The sequence below is a fragment of the Amycolatopsis sp. N2S4-7 genome (assembly GCF_058119595.1).
In genome coordinates, this window is sequence record NZ_CP172299.1 from 7415447 (window position 1) to 7432732 (window position 17286).

Consider the following 17286-nt stretch of genomic DNA (forward strand, 5'->3'; position numbering starts at 1 on the left):
ACGGTGCCGGAGCGGACCTGTCAGGACAAGTGAAGAGTTCTGGACGGATCTTTAAGGCTTGCTACAGCGTCGGTGCGCCAGAGCCGATCACCGGCCAGGGCGAGCGCCGCCGGCAGCAGCACCCCGCGGACGAGCGTCGCGTCGAGCAGGATCGCGAACGCCATGCCGAGGCCGAGCATCTTGTACTCGATCGCGGCGAGGCTCAGGAAGATGCTGAACACCCCGGTCATGATCAGCGCGGCGCTCGTCACCACGCCGGAGCTGCTCGCCGTGCCCTCGACGATCGCCTCCCGGGCCGGGGCGCCGGCCCGCCGCCGTTCGCGGATCCGGCTGAGGATGAAGACGTGGTAGTCCGTGCTCAGGCCGAACAGCAGCACGAACAGGAACATCGGCAGCCAGCCCAGCACGCCGCCGTAGGGCGTGAAACCCAGCAGTGACGCGAGAAAGCCGTCCTGGAACACGAGGGTGAGCACGCCGTAGGCGGCGCCGGCCGACAGCAGGTTGAGCAGGATCGATACCACCGGCACCGCGACCGACCGGAACACCACGAGCAGCAACACGAACGCGAGCAGCAGGATGAACCCGAAGACGAACGGCGCGCGGGTGAGCACCTGCGCGGTGAAGTCGTGCGCTTCGGCGGTCCGGCCCGCCACCGCGTACCCGACGCCGTCGACCCGCCCGACCGTCCGCGGCAGCAGGGTTTCGCGCAACGTCGTGAGCGTGCGGCTCGCCGCTTCGTCGTTGCCGGTGCCGCCGAGCGGGATGCGGACGACGAGCGCCTGGTCCACCGGGACGACCAGGGCCGGTTTCGGCACTTCCGCGGTGAGTTCGTCGATCGCCCGCCGCAGCGCGGGCGTGTCGACCGGGCCGCCACGGGTGTTCCACAGGACGACGTGCGCGGGCATCGTCACGCCGGGAAACGCTTCCTGGACGCGCGCGGCCGCGTCGATCACCGGAATGCTGTGCGGCAGGCTTTCGGTCGGCGCCGGGTCCTGCAGCCGGATCCCCAGTGCGGGCAACGCAAGCAGCACGAGCAGCGCCGCGGCGATTCCGCTCCAGAGCGCGGGACGCCGGGTGACGACGCCCGCCACGGCGGCCCAGAACCCGGAGCGCGTCGGACGGTTGCCCAGCCACGGGACGCGGCCGCGGTCGACGCGGTGCCCGAGCAACGACAGCGCGGCGGGCAGCACCGTCACCGCGGCCAGCACGGCCAGTGCGACGACGAGGATCGTGCTCACGGTCAGGCCGCGGAGGTTGTCGAGCCCGGTGAAAAGCAGGCCGGTCACGCACAGCACGACCGTCAGCCCGGACACCACGATCACGTGCCCGGACGTCCGCGCGGCGATCCGGATCGACTCGTGAACGCCGTGCGTGCGCTCCTCGCGGACCCGGCGCAGGAAGAACAGCGAGTAGTCGACGCCGACCGCCATGCCGATCAGCAGCGTCATGGCGGAAGTGGCGCTGTTGACCGGGATCCAGTTGTCCACAACGGACAGGAAGCCGAACGTCGCGAGCACCGTGGTACCCGCCAGCAGCACCGGGATCGCCGCCGCGACCAGCGAACCGAACACGATCAGCAGGATCAGCGCGGTGAGCGGGAGTGACCGTGTCTCCGAGCGCTTGATGTCCTCCTTGATGCTCTGGTCCACCGCGGCGGCCACGCTGAGGTCGCCGGCCTGCGCGAACCGGACGTTCGCGTGCCGGGCGGCGACCGTGGCGACAGCGGCGGTCGCCGTCGCCAGGTTGGCCCGGATTCCGGTGCCGCTGCCGGTGATCCGGAAGGTGACCAGTTCCGATCGGCTGTCGGCGGAGACCTGGGAGCGGACGTCGGCGGCCGCGCCCGATGCCGTCAACGTGGTCGCGAGGTCGGCCGTGGCCGGTGGGGACGGAGGCTGGACGAGGACGTTCTCCCAGAACGGCTCGCGGGTGTGCTGGCGGTCGAGGACGGCCGAGCCGGTTCCGGCGTCGCCGGCGGGGCTCGACCGCGCGTCGGTGCCGGGGGCGAACGTGCCGACGGCCCAGGCCAGCGCGACGAGCGCCAGCCAGCCGAGGATCGCGGCGGCGCGGTGCCGCAGCGACCAGTTCGTGACGCGTTCGACCACCGGCCCCCGCCGGTGAGCCGGGGTGCCTGCAGGCAGCATGAACTAAGGTCCTTCCGTGAAGGAGTGATCCGATGAGAGCTCGCCCTCGGGCGAGGTGGTTGCTTCTTCCTCCTGGGCCGCCGAGTTGCCGCTCGGCGGTCCAGGGCCTCAGTTGCGTTTCCGGGGGTTCCGGGTGGCGGAGCCCCCGGCTCGGGCGGAGCCCCGGTTGTTGCAGCTCAGTCGACCTCCCTGAGCACGTGTTCGATGGAACGCAGGCTCTGCTGCACGTCCCGCAGCTGCCGTTCCGTTTCTTCCTGCGCCCGGACGGCTTTCTCCGCGAGCGCGCGGTATTCGTGCTCCCGCGCCAGCGCGGCCTTGGCGCGCCAGGTCGCGGCCAGCTGCACGGTCGCGATCGACAGCACGACGGTGATCAGGACGAAGACCCCCGTCACGCCGATGATCTCCTGCCACTGGTGCCAGTTCATGTCCGTCCCTCCTCGCCGTCCCGCTGGACGGATTCCGGTGTGGTCAGCGTCGGCACGGCGGCCGCGATCGCCTGCGGCGTCAGCACGACGGAAAACGGGGTGAGCTCGTAGAACCGCAGGGTCTTGCCGTCTTCGCCGACCTCGAAGCTGGCGGTGACCAGGCCGGCGGCTTCGAGCTTGCGCAGGTGCACCTGCAGCAGCGCGCGGCTGATCCGCAGCTCGCGGGCCAGCTTGCTGACGTAGGTGCGCTCGGCCTGCAGCGCCGCGACGATCCGCAGCCGGTGCGGGTTGCCGAGGGCGCCCAGCTGCCGCAGGAGCTCGTCGCCCGTGGTCCACATGCCAACAAAAGTTAGCAGGTGGTGGGCCGGGTGACCATCCGGGTGATCCCTGAGATCACCTCGGGTGTTCCAGCCGGACGTATGTCGCCGTGTCGCAGGCGGTCGACGTGCGCACCGGGGCGATGCCGCCCGGGATGAAGTTCTCGCCGTGAAGCGAAAAGATCCGGCATCCGGGCGACGCTCAGCGCAGGGCCTTCTGGCGGCGGGTCAGCGCGGACGGGTCGAGGTTCGCCTTCGTCCCGGCGTCGTGGCCGTCGAGGTAGCCGCTGCCGGACAGGCGGCGGGGCGCGGCCGAGCGCAGGCCGCCGTACTCCGCGTCGAACGCGTGCTGGACCAGCTGCGCGCGGTCTCGGACCACGAGTTCCGCCGACCGGCGGCCGGGCATTGCCGTGCGGACCGCTTCCTCTTCGGCGTGGGAAAGCCGCTCGTGCACCGCGCGGGCGAAGCCGTGCAGCCACGTGCGCCGGTAGGCCGCCAGGGACTCACCGGGAAAGAAGCCGTCCGGCCGGACGCGGGTCAGCTGCGTGCTCGCCTGCAGCAGCAGGCTGGTGAACAGCAGCTCCACCCGGCCGAGGTCGGAGCGGTAGCCGAACACCGTGACGCTCTCGACCTTCTGGCCGAGGCGGTGCAGCAGGGTCCGGCAGCGCAGCGGGTACGCGACCGACGTGAGCAGGCTCGCCTTGTCGCGGCTGTACGGGTCGTTCATCGGGATCTTCAGCGTGCCGATCTCGTCGGCGCTGGCGCCGGACTCGGCGAGCATCGCCTGGTCGATCCCGTACCGCGCGACGAGCTCGGCGGCCTTCTGGTTGTACGCCTCGGCTTCCGCCTCGGTGACCGCCGGATCCTCGGCCTTGGCCAGCAGCTTGCGGATGCGCTCGAGCTGAGGGTCTGACTCGGTCATGGCGGGAATATATTCGATCAAGTGTTCGGGCGGGCGCACCGGGTCGGCGTGTCCCGGACACTGGAGTCGTGGTCACGATCGAGCGGTTCGACCCGGCGACGGCCCAGGACGCCGACTTCGCCGCCTACCACCGCGTTCTGGTGGCGAGCCAGGCCGCCGACCGCCCGGGCGAGCCCGCGCTCCCGCGCGTGGAACTGGCCGGGCGCCTGCGGAAACCGCTCCCCGGCACGGGACCGGCGGCGCACTGGATCGCCCGCCGCGGGAACGCGGTCGTGGGGTTCGCCGGGGTGCACTTCCTCGAAGCCGAGAACAGCGCGATCGGCCTGACCGACGTCGTCGTGCACCCGGCCGCCCGGCGGGCGGGGATCGGCACCGCGATGCTGCGGGCGGTGCTGCCCGAACTGCGGGCCCGCGGACGCCGGGTCGTCGAAGGGTGGCAGGTCGTCGCCGGGACGGACGGCGAGCGGTGGGCCGAGGCGCTGGGCTTCCGGCGGGTGCGGACGATCGTGCGGCAGGCGCTCGTGGTCGGCGAGGCGGACCGGTCGCGCTGGGACGTGCCGGTGCCCGCGGGCTACCGGCTGCGGCAGTGGACCGGTGCGGCGCCGGACGACGTCCTCGGTTCCTACGCCGTCGCGCGGGGCGCGATCCACGACGCCCCGCTCGGGGAGTCGGACTACCGCTGGCCGGAGTGGACGGCCGCGCGCGTGCGCGCCGCCGAGGCCGAAGCGCGGTCGCAGGGGCTCGAGCAACGGGTCGCGGTCGCGGTGCACGAGGCGACCGGGGACGTCGCCGCGTTCACGAAGTCTGCGTGCACCCCCGCCGTCCGGACTGGGCCTACCAGCGCGACACCGCGGTGACGGCGGCGCACCGGGGACGCGGACTGGGACGCTGCGTCAAGGCGCACCTGCTGCGGCGGCTGCTCGCCGAGCGGCCCGCGGTCGCGTGGATCAGCACCACGACCGGGGCGGACAACGCGCACATGATCCGCGTCAACCACGAAATCGGCTACACGTCACTGCCGGTCATGCTCGCCGTGCACCAGGAGCTGGCCCAGGTACGCGTCGAGCGTGACGGCCAGCGCCGACTCCGGTGACGGCGCGAAGCTCGCCCCGGCCAGCCCGCCCCACAGCCACAGCTGCGCGAGGCCGTGCAGGGCGGCCCACAGCGAAGCGGCGACCAGCCGCGGATCGGGGCCGCCGGGTCTGCCTGCCGCCGCGACCAGGGCCGCGAACTCGTCGAACACCGCGCTGCTGACCGCGGCGAGCGCGGGCTCGTCCGGGTCGATCAGGTCGCGGCGGAACATCAGCTCGAACATCGCCGGCTGCCGCAGCGCGAAGTCGACGTAGTTGTGGCAGGCGGCGGTCAGCCGTTCCCGCGGGCCGCCGTCCGGCAGGCGCGTCCGGCGTTCGAGCAGTTCGGTGAAACCCTGCGTGGCGACGGCGGACAGGAGTTCGGCGCGGCCGGAGAAGTGCCGCAGCGGCGCGCCGTGCGAGACCCCGGCGGCCTTGGCGATCCCGCGCAGCGTGACCGCGCCGACGCCTTCTTCGGCGAGCAGCTCCGACGCCGTCGTGATCAGGCGTTGCCGGGTGCCCACGCCTCGTCCCGGTGCACGGGGAGCAGGTCCGGGCGCTTCGGGAGGAAGCCGTCGCCGGGCTGGCGGCCGATCAGCCGGTTCCGCGTGCGCGTGACGGCCACCGGCAGCACCTCGCGGACCAGCCACTGCAGGTCGGCGCGCAGGCCGCCGCCGGCGGCGGCGCCCGGCAGTGGCGCGAGCCACGCCGGATCGGGGTCGAGGCCGAGCCGGTCGAGGACGTAGGCCGCGAGCCTGCGGTGGCCGTGGGCCGACAGGTGGAGGCGGTCGGGGCCGAAGTACCGCGAGTCCGTGACGGCCTGGTCGGGCCACAGGTCGATGAGCAGCGCGCCGTAGCTGACGGCGGCTTCGCGGATGGCCTCGTTGAGCGCGACGATCCGCGGCCGCATCCGGTGGCCCAGCGGCATCCGGTGGGAGACGTCGCTGAGGGTGAAGGTGACGACGGTGGGCGAGATTTCGGTGCAGGCCCGGATGGCCCGGTCGACCCGGCGGGCGACGGTCCGCGCGTCCCAGCCCCGGCTCATGACGTCGTTGCCGCCGCCGAAGAGGGCGACCAGGTCGGGTTCGAGGCGGGTCGCGGTCGGCACCTGCTCGGGAACGATCTGGTCGAGCCGGCGGCCGCGGACGGCGAGGTTGGCGTAGCGGAAACCGGGTTCGTCCTCGGCGAGGCGGGCGGCGACGAAGTCGGCCCAGCCCCGGTAGCGGCTTCGGTCCGGGTACGGGTCGTCGAGGCCTTCGGCGCAGCTGTCGCCGAGGACGACGAAACGGTGGTAGCTCATCCCGATCTCCGTAACCCGTGGTTCACCTTGTAGACACTGTCTATCAAACTGATGTAGACGCTGTCTACCTCGGGGTCAGCCGAGCCACGGGCGGAGCTTCTCCGGGTTCCGCATCGCCCAGACGCGGGTGATCCGGCCGCCCGCGACGTCGAAGGCGTACACGGCCGCGAGCTCGTCCCCGCGCTGGAGCAGCAGGCCGGGCAGGCCGTTGACCGTGCGCTCCACCAGCGTCAGGGCGCCGGCGGCCCCGGCGGACAGGTCGACGACGTACCGCGCGACCAGTTCGCCGCCTTCGATCGGGGTCAGCGCGGCGCGGACCACGCCGCCGCCGTCCGCCGTCAAGGTCGCGGCCGGGTCGAGGAGGCCGACCAGTGCGTCGATGTCGCCCGCCTCCCACGCCTTCTTGAAGTCCCTGACCAGGTTCGCCTGCCCGCCGGCCGGCGCCGCGGGCCGGGCGGCGCGGACGCGGCGGCGGGCCGACGAGGCCAGTTCCCGGCACGCGCCCGGCGTGCGGCCGGTGATCTCGGCGACCTCGGCGAACGCGTACCCGAAGACGTCGTGCAGGACGAGGGCCACGCGCTGCGCCGGGGTCATCGCTTCGAGCGCGACGAGGAAGGCCATGGTGACCGACTCGTCGAGGGTGATCCGGTCGGCGACCGAGTCGTCCTGGTCGGGCAGTGGCTCGGGCAGCCACTCGCCCACGTACCGCTCGCGTCGGACCCGCGCCGAGCCGAGCACGTCGAGGCAGACGCGGCCGGCGACCGTCGTCAGCCACGCGCCGGGCGAGGAAACGGCGTCCTGCTGCTCCCGGGAAAGCGCGTACCAGCGGGCGTAGGTCTCCTGGACGGCGTCCTCGGCTTCGGCCAGGGACCCGAGCAGCCGGTAGGCGAGGTTGAGCAGGTGACGTCGTTCGCCGACGACCGGATCCGATGGCGTGGTCATGACTCCTCCGACGACACAGCCTTCCCGAACGTCAGGCCTGACATCCCGGTGGGCCGCTTCGTCGTACCGGTCGAAGTCAACCGAACAGGGGAAAACGATGACCAAGATCGGAATCGTGCTCGGCAGCACCCGCCCCGGCCGCGTGGGGGACCAGGTCGCGCGGTGGGTCCACGAGCGGGCGAGCCGGCGCACGGACGCCGCGTTCGAGCTGGTCGACCTGCGTGACCACCCGCTGCCGCACCTCGAGGAACCGCCGGGTTTCTCGGGGCAGTACCAGGACGAGCGCACCCGCGCCTGGGCCGCGGTCGTCGCGTCGTGCGACGGGTTCGTGCTGGTCACGCCGGAGTACAACCACTCCGTTCCGGGCGTGCTCAAGAACGCCATGGACCACGTGCACGTCGAGTGGAACACCAAGGCGGCCGGGTTCGTCTCCTACGGCGGGGTGGGCGGCGCCCGCTCGGTGGAGCAGCTGCGGCTGGTGTGCGGGGCGCTGCAGCTGGCCGACGTGGCCCCGCAGGTCACGCTGCCGCTGGCGACCGAGTTCGAGGACCGCACGGTCTTCAAGCCGGGCGAGTACCAGCTCGCCGCGCTGGACCTGCTGCTCGACCACGTCGTCGCCTGGAGCGCCGCCCTCGCGCCGCTGCGGCACGGAGACGCGGAAACCGGGATCCGGCGCCGGATCGACGCGATGATCGACGGGCTCCGGCACAAGGATCTCGAGGCGCTGCGGCACAGCTACGCCCCGGACGTCGTGTCCTTCGACGTCGAACCGCCGCTGCAGCACGTGGGGACGGACGCGAAGCTGAAGAACTGGGCCAAGGTGTTCACGATCTTCGAGAAGGTGGACTACGAGCTGCGCGACCTGACCCTCACCGCCCGCGGCGACCTCGCCGTCGGGCACGGCTTCGGGCGGATCAGCGGCACGTTGAAGAACGGGACGGTCGCGGAGGGCATGTGGGTCCGGGCCACGTTCGTCTTCCGGAACACCGGCGACGACTGGGTGATCGTCCACGACCAGGCGTCCGTGCCGTTCGACATGGCGACCGGCAAGGGGGTGACGGACCTCGAGCCCTGAGGGCTCAGGCGAGCCGGGCGCGGTGGGCCGTCACGGCGGCCCGCCGCGGGTCGGCCGCCGGGAGCGTTCGCAGCAGCGCGTCGAGCACGGCCAGGTCGTCGACGCCGCACGCCGTCTCCCAGAACGACCACAGCACGGCCGGGTCGGTGCTGTTCAGCGCCACCTGACGTACCTGGGCCGTGAGCGTCTCCCGCTCCTCGCGGATCGCCGGGGCTTCCGACTCCGGCAGGAGCGGTCCCCGGAACACGCGCAGGACGTCGGCCGGGGAGCCGCTGCGCAACGCCGTGCGGGCCCGGGCGAAGTCCGCGTCGACGTCCGCTGCCAGGCGGTACGGGCGGGTCTGCACCACCGACGCGCCCAGCTGGGACCGCAGGCGGTGGATCTCCGCGCGGACCGTCACCGGGTTGCCCGCCTCGCCGTAGAGCTGCAACGCCAGCCGTTCCGCCGAAAGGCCGTTGGGGTGCAGGGTCAGTAGCGTCAGGATCTCCGCGTGCCGCAACGTCAACGGCACTTCGCGACCGTCCACAGTGGTCGAGTGTGCGCCGTCGGGCAGGTACTCGAGGCGCAGCCGGGCCCGGTGCGCTCCCGACGAGGACGAGAGCCGGAGCAGGTAGCCCTCGGGAAGGGGATCCACGGTGGCGATGCGGCCGTCGGGCAGGGCGACCGTGCCGCCGCCGCGTCGGACGTCCACTGTGGACGGCAGCAGGCACGACTGCGCCGCCAGCACCCGCCCGCCCGCCGAAAGCAGCGCGCCGGGGCGGCCGCGCAACGCCTCCAGGTGCGGCATGTTGACCCGTCGCAGCCGTTCGTCGCGGACGGCCAGCTGGGCCCGCAGCTGGCCTTCCGCGAGCTGCGCCGTCGCCGTGACCAGCGAAAGCATTGCCGGGTGCACCGTGCGCAGCGGCCCGCTGACGTCGATCGAGCCGAGCAGCACGCCGGTCTCGGGGTCGCGCACGGGCGCCGCCGCGCACGTCCACGTGTGGTAGCGCCGGACCAGGTGCTCGGCCGAGTAGATCTGCACCGGTTCGCCGGTGGCCAGCGCCGTGCCCATGGCGTTCGTGCCGATCGCCGCTTCGCTCCACCGCGTGCCCTCGCTGAGGCCGACGCGGTCGCCGCGCAGCAGCTGGCCCGCGGCGCCCTCGCGCCACAGGATGAGGCCGTCCGCGTCGGTCACGATCATCACGTGCTCGGCGTCGTCGGCGATGCTGACCAGCATCTGCCGCAGCACCGGCAGCACGGGGGCCAGCGGGTGGGCCTCGCGCAGCGCGGGCAGGTCGCCGGAGTCGTAGACGAACGGCGCTTCGCCGTCGTCCGGGTCGACGCGGGCGGCGAGCGAGCGGCTCCACGAGTCGGAGACCACGGAGCGGGGCAGCCGGGGCGCGGGAGCGCCCTGGAGCACCGCTTCGCGGACGTGCTCCAGCAGCCGCGCGTACGACTCGGGGTCGCGCAGCAGCTCCGGTTCGGGCGCCTCTGCCACGTTCACCAGCGTAGAGACCCAGCTCACAGGGGTGCAACGCGCTTGCAACGTTGCCGGACCTACCTTCGCCGCCACCAGCTCAACCGTCACTCCGAGCAACGAGGCAGGGAAGATGGTCCAGTACGCCGCACCGAACACCGAAGGCAGTGTCGTCAGCTTCGAACCGCGCTACGACCACTACATCGGCGGCGAGTACGTGCCGCCCGCGAGCGGCCGGTACTTCGAGAACCCGACGCCCGTCACCGGGAAGGTGTTCACCGAGATCGCCCGCGGCACCGCCGACGACGTCGAGAAAGCGCTCGACGCCGCCCACGGCGCCGCGCCCGCGTGGGGCCGGACCTCGATCGAGGAACGCGCGAACGTCCTGCTCAAGATCGCCGACCGGATGGAGCGGAACCTCGAGAAGATCGCGGTCGCCGAGTCCTGGGAGAACGGCAAGCCGGTCCGCGAGACCCTCGCCGCCGACATCCCCCTGGCCATCGACCACTTCCGCTACTTCGCCGGCGCCCTGCGCGCCCAGGAGGGCGGCATCTCGCAGATCGACGAGAACACCGTCGCCTACCACTTCCACGAGCCGCTCGGGGTGGTCGGCCAGATCATCCCGTGGAACTTCCCGATCCTGATGGCCGTCTGGAAGCTCGCCCCGGCACTGGCCGCGGGCAACGCCGTCGTGCTCAAGCCGGCCGAGCAGACCCCGGCGTCGATCCACGTGCTGATGTCGGTCATCGGCGACCTGATCCCGCCGGGCGTGGTCAACATCGTCAACGGCTTCGGCGTCGAGGCCGGCAAGCCGCTGGCGTCCAGCAGCCGCGTCCGCAAGATCGCCTTCACGGGCGAGACCACCACCGGCCGGCTGATTCTCCAGTACGCCAGCGAAAACATCATCCCGGTGACGGTCGAGCTCGGCGGCAAGAGCCCGAACATCTTCTTCGACGACGTCGCCGCGGCCAACGACGCCTTCTACGACAAGGCGCAGGAAGGGTTCGCGCTCTTCGCGCTGAACCAGGGCGAGGTCTGCACCTGCCCGTCGCGCGCGCTGATCCAGTCCGGCATCTACGACCGGTTCCTCGGGGACGCCGTCGCACGGGTGCGGAAGATCAAGCAGGGGCACCCGCTCGACACCGAGACGATGATCGGCGCGCAGGCGTCGAACGACCAGCTCGAGAAGATCCTGTCCTACATCGACATCGGCAAGCAGGAGGGCGCCGAGATCCTCACCGGAGGCGCCCGCAGCGACCTCGGCGGCGAGCTGTCCGGCGGCTACTACGTCGAGCCGACGGTCTTCGCCGGCGACAACAAGATGCGGATCTTCCAGGAGGAGATCTTCGGCCCGGTCGTCTCGGTGACGAAGTTCGACGACTACGCCGACGCGTTGAAGATCGCCAACGACACGCTGTACGGCTTGGGTGCGGGTGTCTGGTCGCGGGACGGCAACGTCGCCTACCGCGCGGGGCGGGACATCCAGGCGGGCCGCGTGTGGGTGAACAACTACCACGCCTACCCGGCGCACGCGGCCTTCGGCGGCTACAAGGCGTCCGGCATCGGCCGGGAGACGCACAAGATGATGCTGGACCACTACCAGCAGACGAAGAACCTGCTCGTCTCCTACTCCGACCAGGCGCTCGGGTTCTTCTGATGGTGCGACGGGTGGATCTGACGCCGGCCGCCGCGGACCTCCTGCGGCGGCTGGTGTCGCGCCACGGGCCGGTGATGTTCCACCAGTCCGGCGGCTGCTGCGACGGCAGCGCCCCGATGTGCTACCCGGCCGGGGAGTTCCGCACCGGCGCGTCGGACGTGCGCCTCGGCGACCTCGAGGTCGAGGGCATCGACGCCGTGCCGGTGTGGATGTCCGGGCCGCAGTTCGGGTACTGGAAGCACACGCACCTGACGATCGACGTCGTACCCGGCCGCGGGAGCGGGTTTTCCTTGGAGGCGCCCGAAGGCGTGCGCTTCCTGATCCGCTCCCGCCTGCTCACCGACGAGGAGCCGGCGGCCCTCAGCTGATTCCGCGGAACCGGTAGGCGGCGGCCAGCGCGGCGAGGCTCAGGCAGGCCGTCAGCACGAGGTAGTACCCCGGCGAGACCGGCGACCCGGTCGTGGCGACCAGCGCCGCCGCGATCGTCGGGGTGAACCCGCCGAAGATCCCGACCGTCGCGTTGTACCCGAACGAAAGTCCCGTGGCCCGGGTTTCCGGCGGGAAGGCGTCGGCCATCACCGAGGGCAGGGCACCGAAGTAGGCGGCTTTCAGCAGCCCGAGGATCGTCATCGCGATCGTGAGGGTGAGGAACGACGGCACCGCGGTGACCCAGAGGTACAGCGGGACCGCGCTCACGCCGATCAGCACCGCGGATCCGGCCATCAGCCGGAGCCGGCCGTGGCGGTCGGCGAACAGGCCCGCGAGCGGGGTGCCGAGCGTGAGCACGGCGCCGGTGATCAGCAGGGCCACGAAGGACAGCGAGGCGTCGATGCCCAGGCTCTTGATCGCGAAGGCGGGCAGCGACTGCAGGATGAAGTTCAGCGACGTCGACACCACGAGCGCGCCACCGGCGATCAGGAGCCCGCCCCAGTGGTGGCGGAACACCGTCCGGATCGTCGACGGCTTGGGGGTCTTCTCGGCCATCACGGGCGACTCGTCGACGTGCCGGCGGATGTAGTAGCCGATCGGGCCGATGAGCAGCCCGAAGACGAACGGGACCCGCCAGCCCCACGCCGTCATGGCGTCGTCGCTCAGGAACGCCGTGAGGCCGGCCGCGAACCCGGCGGACAGCAGCGTCGACACGCCCTGGCTCGCGAACTGGAAGCTGCCGAGGAAACCCTTGCGCCGGTCGTCCTGTTCGATGAGGAACGACGTCGCGGCGCCGAACTCGCCACCCGCGGCGAACCCCTGGACCAGCCGCGCGACGATCACGCCGAGCGGGGCCAGGATCCCGATCCGGTCGTAGCCCGGCATGATCGCGAGCAGCAGCGTGCCGAGGACCATCAGCCGGATCGTCAGCACGAGGGCCTTCTTGCGCCCGCGCCGGTCGGCGTACGCGCCGAGCAGGAGACCGCCGAGCGGGCGGATCAGGAACGTGATGCCGAAGACGGCGTACGCCTGGACCAGCTGCACGGCGGCGTTCCCGCCGGGGAAGAACGTCTTGCCGATGTAGGCCGCCATGGCCGTGTACGCGATGAGGTCGAACCACTCGAGCGCGTTGCCGATGGTCGCCGCGGCGATCGCGCGCCGGTTGACGACGCGCCCGCGGGTCTGCGTCTCGGTCATCGGCGCTCCCCGAGCGCGTGGAACAAGGCGGTGGCGAGCACGACGCCTTCGCGGGCGACGGACGCGAGCAGGTGTTCGTCCGGAGCGTGCTGCAGGCAGCCGGGGTAGGAGTGCGGCAGCCACAGCGTCGGCAGCCCGAGGACGTCGGTGAAGACGTGGTTCGGCAGGCCGCCGCCGAAGTTGGGCAGGAGCGCGACCGGCTTGCCGGCCACGTCGTCCAAAGTGGACTTCGCCCACCGCACCCACGGATCGTCGACGGGCGTGCGGCTGGCCCGGAAGTTGCCGTCGACGGTCACCGAAACCATCGGGAACCCGTGTGCGGCCAGCTGTCTCGTGACCGCACCGGCGACGCCGTCGGCGTCGGTTCCCGCGACGTACCGCAACTGCAGCACCGCCCTGGCCCGGCCGGGGATCGCGTTGACCGGGCGGTCGACGTCGGCCGCGCCGAGCGAGAGCACTTCCAGGGTGTTCCAGCCGTAGAGCCGTTCGGCGGCGGTCAGCCGCGGGTCGCCCCAGCCCTCGTCCGGCACCGGGTCACCGGGGCTGTTCGCGACGACGACGCCGTCGAGCGCCGTGCGCACGGTGTCCGGGAGGCTCGGCGGCAGCAGCTCGGGGACCTGGATGCGGCCGTGGCCGTCGACCAGGCACGCGATGGCCGCGGCGAGCGTGGTGGCGGGGTTGCGCAGGAGCCCGCCCCAGTTCCCGGAGTGGTAGGAGCCGGGACGCAGGTCGACGTCGAGGGCGATCCGGACGCTGCCGCGCGCGCCGAGGAACAGCGTCGGCGTCGCGGCGTCCAGGCGCGGGCCGTCGGAGGCGATGAGGACGTCGGCCCGCAGCAGCTCTCGCTGCTGCGACGCGAATTCCGTGAGGCCGGGCGAGCCGATTTCCTCGCCGGTCTCGAACAGGAACTTCAGGTTGAACCCGAGTGCGCCCTGCTCGGCCAGCAGCAGCCGCAGCGCGGTGAGGTTGACCAGGTGCTGGCCCTTGTTGTCGGCCGTTCCGCGGCCGTACCAGCGATCGCCGTCCGCGGTCAGCGTCCACGGATCGAGGCCGTCGCTCCACTGTCCCGCTTCGCCGACGACGTCGGCGTGGCCGTAGCAGAGCAGCGTCGGCAGCTCGGGCGATTCGACCCGGGTGCCGACGAGGAACGGCCCGCCGGCCGGGTCCGGGTTCGGGAAGGTCGTGACTTCGCACCCGAGCGCGGTCAGCATCGGCGTCAGGACTTCGTCGAGGTATGCCCTGATGGCAACGCGGCCTTCGGGAGCGTCACTCACCGTCGGATACCCGACGAGGGTGGCGAGTTCGGCGAAGAAGGCGCCGGAGTCGACGTGGGCCTGTGCCTTCGCGGTGAGTTCGGCAGGAATCACGGGGCCTCCCGGGTCGTGTCGGGAAAGCGTAAGTCGCTCCTGGGGCGCTGACCATTGCCGTTTTGGACGTCGTGCGTTCTCATGGAGGCAAATCGGGAGGCTCGATGCGTCTGCTGCCCACCGGGCTCACCTACTTCCTCGAAGTCGCGCGCACCGGCTCGGTGTCCGAGGCCGCCGTCGCGCTGACCGTCGCGCCGTCCGCGATCAGCAGGCAGATCGCCAAGCTCGAAGCCGGGATCGGCGTGCCGCTGTTCGTCCGGCACCCGCGCGGCATGATCCCGACCGACGCCGGGAACCTGCTGCTCGACCACGTCCGCCGCAGCGAGGCGGAGTCGGCGGCGCTGCTCGACGAGCTGCGCACCGGCCGCGGGCTGCAGGCGCGGTCGATCACCGTGGCGTGCTCGGAGGGCTTCGGCCGCCGGGTCGTCCCGCGCGCGATCGCCGGGTTCCGGCGCGACCACCCCGAGGTCGCGTTCCACGTCGACGTGGTGCGGCGCGAGGAGGCGACCCGGCGCGTGCTCGACGGCGAGGCGGACGTCGCCGTCACCTACACGACCGGCCCGCAGCACGGCGTGCGCGTGGAAAGCGCGGTCGTGGTGCCGGTTTTCGCGATCGTGCCGGTCGGGCACGAGCTGGCGGGCCGGGCCCGGGTCAGCCTGGCGGAGCTGTGCGCGTACCCGGTCGCGCTGCCCACCCCGGGGCAGAGCCTGCGCGAGCTGTTCGACATCGCCGCCCGGATCGAGAACCTCGCGGTCCGCCGGGTGCTGGAGTGCGACGAGCTCGCGCCGCTGTACGAGTTCGTCCGGCAGGGCGGCGGGATTTCGCTGGTCGGCGGGCTCGGGGACGTGCACGGGGACGCCGCCGCGGAGGGCGTCGCCTACGCCCACCTCGACGATCCCGCGTTCCGGCAACGGGAAGCGCAGGTGCAGACGATGGCGGGCCGGACCCTTTCGCTGACGGTGACGCGGTTCACCGCGCTGCTCGTCTCGCTGCTCCGCCCGGCGGAACCGGGAAAGTAAACGAACGGTCGTGCTATCTTCGGGCGCATGAACGTCGAGGGCGTCTACGTGGGTGAGCCGAGCGTGCTGGGGTACCGCCGGGAGCGGGCCGTGCTGAGCGCGATCACGAAGGCGCGCGTCACGGCGCCGGAGCTGGCGCTCACCGAGCTGAACCTCGACGGCGACCGGCAGGCGGACCTCCGCGTGCACGGCGGGGTGGACAAGGCGGTCTACGTCTATCCCGCCGGGCACTACGCGGCCTGGGCCGCGGACGGCTTCGAGGTCGAGCCCGGCGGGTTCGGCGAGAACCTGTCGCTGAGCGGCGTGACCGAGGCGGACGTGCGGATCGGTGACGTGTGGGCCTGGGGAGACGCGCTCGTGCAGGTGTCGCAGCCGCGGCAGCCGTGCTTCAAGCTGGCGATGAAGACCGGCCGCAAGGACGTCGGCCCGGCGATGATCGACTCCGCCCGCAGCGGCTGGTACCTGCGGGTGCTGCGGCCCGGCACGGTGCCGGCGTCGGGCGCGATCGAGGTTGTCGAGCGGGCCGGGGCGCCGACCGTCGAGGAGGTGCACCTGGTGGCGTTCACGAACTTCGGGCAGCTGCCGGAGGAGCACGTCGACGCGGCCCTCGCCCTCGCGGAGCGGATCCTGGCCACGCCGGCGCTTTCGGAGTCCTATCGCGACGGTGTCCGGTCCACTGTGGACCGCTGGCGGGCGCGGCGTGCCGGGTGACGGCCGGATCGCCCGCGGGGACGCGACCCGGCGCCTGGTGCTGCGCCGGGCGGTGGACGTCGCTTCGGTCGACGGCCTGGACGGGCTGTCCCTCGGCCGGCTGGCCACCGAGCTGGAGCTGAGCAAGAGCGGCGTGTTCGCGCTGTTCGGCTCGAAGGAGGTCCTGCAGCTCGCGACCGTCGAGGCGGCGCTGGAGATCTTCACCTCGTACGTCGTGACGCCCGCCCGGGCGGCGGAGCCCGGGCTGCCGCGGCTGCGGGCGGTCTGCGAGAAGTGGCTGGACTACTCGGAAAACCGCGTCTTCCCGGGTGGCTGCTTCTTCTTCAACGTCGGCGCGGAGTTCGACGCGCGCCCGGGCCGGGTGCACGACGCGGTCGCCGCCGCGAGCGGCTCGTTCGCGGCTTTCCTCCGCGAGACGGCCGCCGACGCCGTGGCCCTCGGGCACGTCGACGCGGACGCGGAGGTGCTGGCGTTCGAGCTGCACGCGCTCGGCCGCGCGGCGAACGCGGACGCCGTCCTCGGCGGCGGAACCCGGCCGTACGAGCTGGCCCGGCGCGCGATCCGGGCCCGCCTGGCGGCCGGGAAGCGGTGCTGACACGCCGGGTGGGCGGCGCGCCGGTTTCTTGTTGACTTCCCGATCAAGTGGTCCGTAGGATCATTTGCGGATCGGGGATTCGGGGCGGCCGAGGCTGCCTTTCCAGGGGGATGAAACTGTGAAGAAGTTCGCGCACCTGCTCGTCGCGGGTGCCCTTTCCGCTGCCGTGCTGCCGTTCGTTTCCGGAACCGCTCTCGCGGACGACGTCCCGCCGCCGATCGTCGAGGAATACGACTACCCCGGCGCCGACCAGATCTACGCGCAGTACCACATCCGGCTGCTCAAGGGCGACGGGCACATCCTGTTCACCGACTGCGCCGCGAGCGGATCGCTGGTCAAGGTGTGGAGCCGGATCGCCGAGCAGCAGTACTTCTGCTTCCGCATCACCGGGGAGTCCGGCTACCTGAGCATGGACGTGCCCGACGTGTTCGCGGTCACCGGCGACACCCACGAGCTCAAGGCCACGGTGGTCATCAAGGGCACCGCGACCCCCACCGACATCGTCGAGAACACCTACACCCCGGTGGGCGAGGGCGTCAATCCGCAGAACGGATTCACCCCGCTCGTCGAATTGCGGTCCGGCCGGTCCTGACCGTTCCACCCATTGCACTAATGCACCACTGAGCGGCATTCCTGCTGTCCATTCATTCCGCGGTCCGGCCG

General features: G+C 72.0%; 19 protein-coding genes. 9 read left to right on the top strand and 10 right to left on the bottom strand.

What is annotated here, in order from left to right:
- Positions 1–20 precede the first annotated feature (20 nt).
- The 4 genes from ACH54P_RS35275 to ACH54P_RS35290 form a co-directional block, all read right to left on the bottom strand.
- Positions 21–2141 carry an MMPL family transporter gene (locus tag ACH54P_RS35275; protein ID WP_489907623.1) on the bottom strand — a complete coding sequence of 707 codons (2121 nt, stop codon included), beginning with the start codon at positions 2139–2141 and terminating at the stop codon, positions 21–23.
- 176 nt (positions 2142–2317) lie between these two features.
- Positions 2318–2566, bottom strand: coding sequence for a hypothetical protein (locus ACH54P_RS35280; RefSeq protein ID WP_489907624.1), 249 nt, complete (start codon positions 2564–2566; stop codon positions 2318–2320).
- Entirely contained in the window at positions 2563–2904 is a 342-nt protein-coding gene (locus tag ACH54P_RS35285) for an ArsR/SmtB family transcription factor (RefSeq protein WP_489907625.1), read from the bottom strand. Before ACH54P_RS35285 ends, ACH54P_RS35280 begins: the two co-directional genes overlap by 4 nt.
- Positions 2905–3085: 181 nt before the next feature.
- Positions 3086–3805 carry a DUF2786 domain-containing protein gene (locus tag ACH54P_RS35290; RefSeq protein ID WP_489907626.1) on the bottom strand — a complete coding sequence of 240 codons (720 nt, stop codon included), beginning with the start codon at positions 3803–3805 and terminating at the stop codon, positions 3086–3088.
- A gap of 68 nt (positions 3806–3873) precedes the next feature.
- Between ACH54P_RS35290 and ACH54P_RS35295 the strand changes: the two genes are divergently transcribed.
- Together ACH54P_RS35295 and ACH54P_RS35300 are read left to right on the top strand one after the other, a co-directional pair.
- On the top strand, positions 3874–4662 hold the full coding sequence (locus tag ACH54P_RS35295) for a GNAT family N-acetyltransferase (protein ID WP_489907627.1): 789 nt from the start codon (positions 3874–3876) through the stop codon (positions 4660–4662).
- Positions 4614–4898: a GNAT family N-acetyltransferase gene (locus ACH54P_RS35300; protein WP_489907628.1), complete on the top strand. Its 285-nt coding sequence runs from the start codon at positions 4614–4616 to the stop codon at positions 4896–4898. Before ACH54P_RS35295 ends, ACH54P_RS35300 begins: the two co-directional genes overlap by 49 nt.
- On the opposite strand, the gene ACH54P_RS35305 is transcribed toward ACH54P_RS35300, so the two are convergent.
- From ACH54P_RS35305 to sigJ, 3 genes are all read right to left on the bottom strand, one after another.
- Positions 4818–5399 (bottom strand): TetR/AcrR family transcriptional regulator, encoded by a 582-nt coding sequence (locus ACH54P_RS35305; protein WP_489907629.1) that lies wholly within the window; start codon positions 5397–5399, stop codon positions 4818–4820. The two genes, ACH54P_RS35300 and ACH54P_RS35305, sit on opposite strands and share 81 nt — an antisense overlap.
- Positions 5378–6175, bottom strand: a complete 798-nt coding sequence (locus ACH54P_RS35310) for an SGNH/GDSL hydrolase family protein (RefSeq protein WP_489907630.1) — start codon at positions 6173–6175, stop codon at positions 5378–5380. Before ACH54P_RS35310 ends, ACH54P_RS35305 begins: the two co-directional genes overlap by 22 nt.
- Before the next feature lie 75 nt (positions 6176–6250).
- Positions 6251–7117, bottom strand: coding sequence for an RNA polymerase sigma factor SigJ (gene sigJ, locus ACH54P_RS35315; protein ID WP_489907631.1), 867 nt, complete (start codon positions 7115–7117; stop codon positions 6251–6253).
- Positions 7118–7214: 97 nt separating this feature from the next.
- On the opposite strand from sigJ, the gene ACH54P_RS35320 reads away from it, so the two are divergent.
- Positions 7215–8192 carry an NAD(P)H-dependent oxidoreductase gene (locus tag ACH54P_RS35320; protein ID WP_489907632.1) on the top strand — a complete coding sequence of 326 codons (978 nt, stop codon included), beginning with the start codon at positions 7215–7217 and terminating at the stop codon, positions 8190–8192.
- 4 nt (positions 8193–8196) lie between these two features.
- Here the strand turns inward: ACH54P_RS35320 and ACH54P_RS35325 are convergent, their stop codons facing one another.
- Positions 8197–9669, bottom strand: a complete 1473-nt coding sequence (locus tag ACH54P_RS35325) for a helix-turn-helix domain-containing protein (RefSeq protein ID WP_489907633.1) — start codon at positions 9667–9669, stop codon at positions 8197–8199.
- A gap of 112 nt (positions 9670–9781) precedes the next feature.
- Between ACH54P_RS35325 and adh the strand changes: the two genes are divergently transcribed.
- Together adh and ACH54P_RS35335 are read left to right on the top strand one after the other, a co-directional pair.
- Positions 9782–11305 carry an aldehyde dehydrogenase gene (gene adh / locus ACH54P_RS35330; protein WP_489907634.1) on the top strand — a complete coding sequence of 508 codons (1524 nt, stop codon included), beginning with the start codon at positions 9782–9784 and terminating at the stop codon, positions 11303–11305.
- Positions 11305–11673, top strand: a complete 369-nt coding sequence (locus ACH54P_RS35335; RefSeq protein WP_489907635.1) for a DUF779 domain-containing protein — start codon at positions 11305–11307, stop codon at positions 11671–11673. The genes adh and ACH54P_RS35335 overlap by 1 nt, the downstream gene beginning before the upstream one ends.
- Here the strand turns inward: ACH54P_RS35335 and ACH54P_RS35340 are convergent.
- The gene (locus tag ACH54P_RS35340) at positions 11666–12931 is read right to left on the bottom strand and encodes an MFS transporter (RefSeq protein ID WP_489907636.1); all 1266 of its coding nucleotides are present in this window, start codon (positions 12929–12931) and stop codon (positions 11666–11668) included. The two genes, ACH54P_RS35335 and ACH54P_RS35340, sit on opposite strands and share 8 nt — an antisense overlap.
- Complete coding sequence (locus tag ACH54P_RS35345) at positions 12928–14298, bottom strand: M20 family metallopeptidase (protein WP_489907637.1); 1371 nt, start codon at positions 14296–14298, stop codon at positions 12928–12930. Before ACH54P_RS35345 ends, ACH54P_RS35340 begins: the two co-directional genes overlap by 4 nt.
- 104 nt (positions 14299–14402) lie before the next feature.
- On the opposite strand from ACH54P_RS35345, the gene ACH54P_RS35350 reads away from it, so the two are divergent.
- The 4 genes from ACH54P_RS35350 (at position 14403) to ACH54P_RS35365 (ending at position 17215) form a co-directional block, all read left to right on the top strand.
- A complete protein-coding gene (locus ACH54P_RS35350) occupies positions 14403–15317 on the top strand; it encodes a LysR family transcriptional regulator (RefSeq protein ID WP_489907638.1) in 915 nt (304 codons plus the stop codon).
- A 27-nt stretch (positions 15318–15344) separates the two neighbouring features.
- Positions 15345–16028, top strand: a complete 684-nt coding sequence (locus tag ACH54P_RS35355) for an MOSC domain-containing protein (protein WP_489907639.1) — start codon at positions 15345–15347, stop codon at positions 16026–16028.
- Complete coding sequence (locus tag ACH54P_RS35360; protein WP_489916811.1) at positions 16018–16623, top strand: TetR family transcriptional regulator C-terminal domain-containing protein; 606 nt, start codon at positions 16018–16020, stop codon at positions 16621–16623. The genes ACH54P_RS35355 and ACH54P_RS35360 overlap by 11 nt, the downstream gene beginning before the upstream one ends.
- 118 nt (positions 16624–16741) lie before the next feature.
- On the top strand, positions 16742–17215 hold the full coding sequence (locus tag ACH54P_RS35365; protein WP_489907640.1) for a hypothetical protein: 474 nt from the start codon (positions 16742–16744) through the stop codon (positions 17213–17215).
- Positions 17216–17286: the final 71 nt, after the last annotated feature.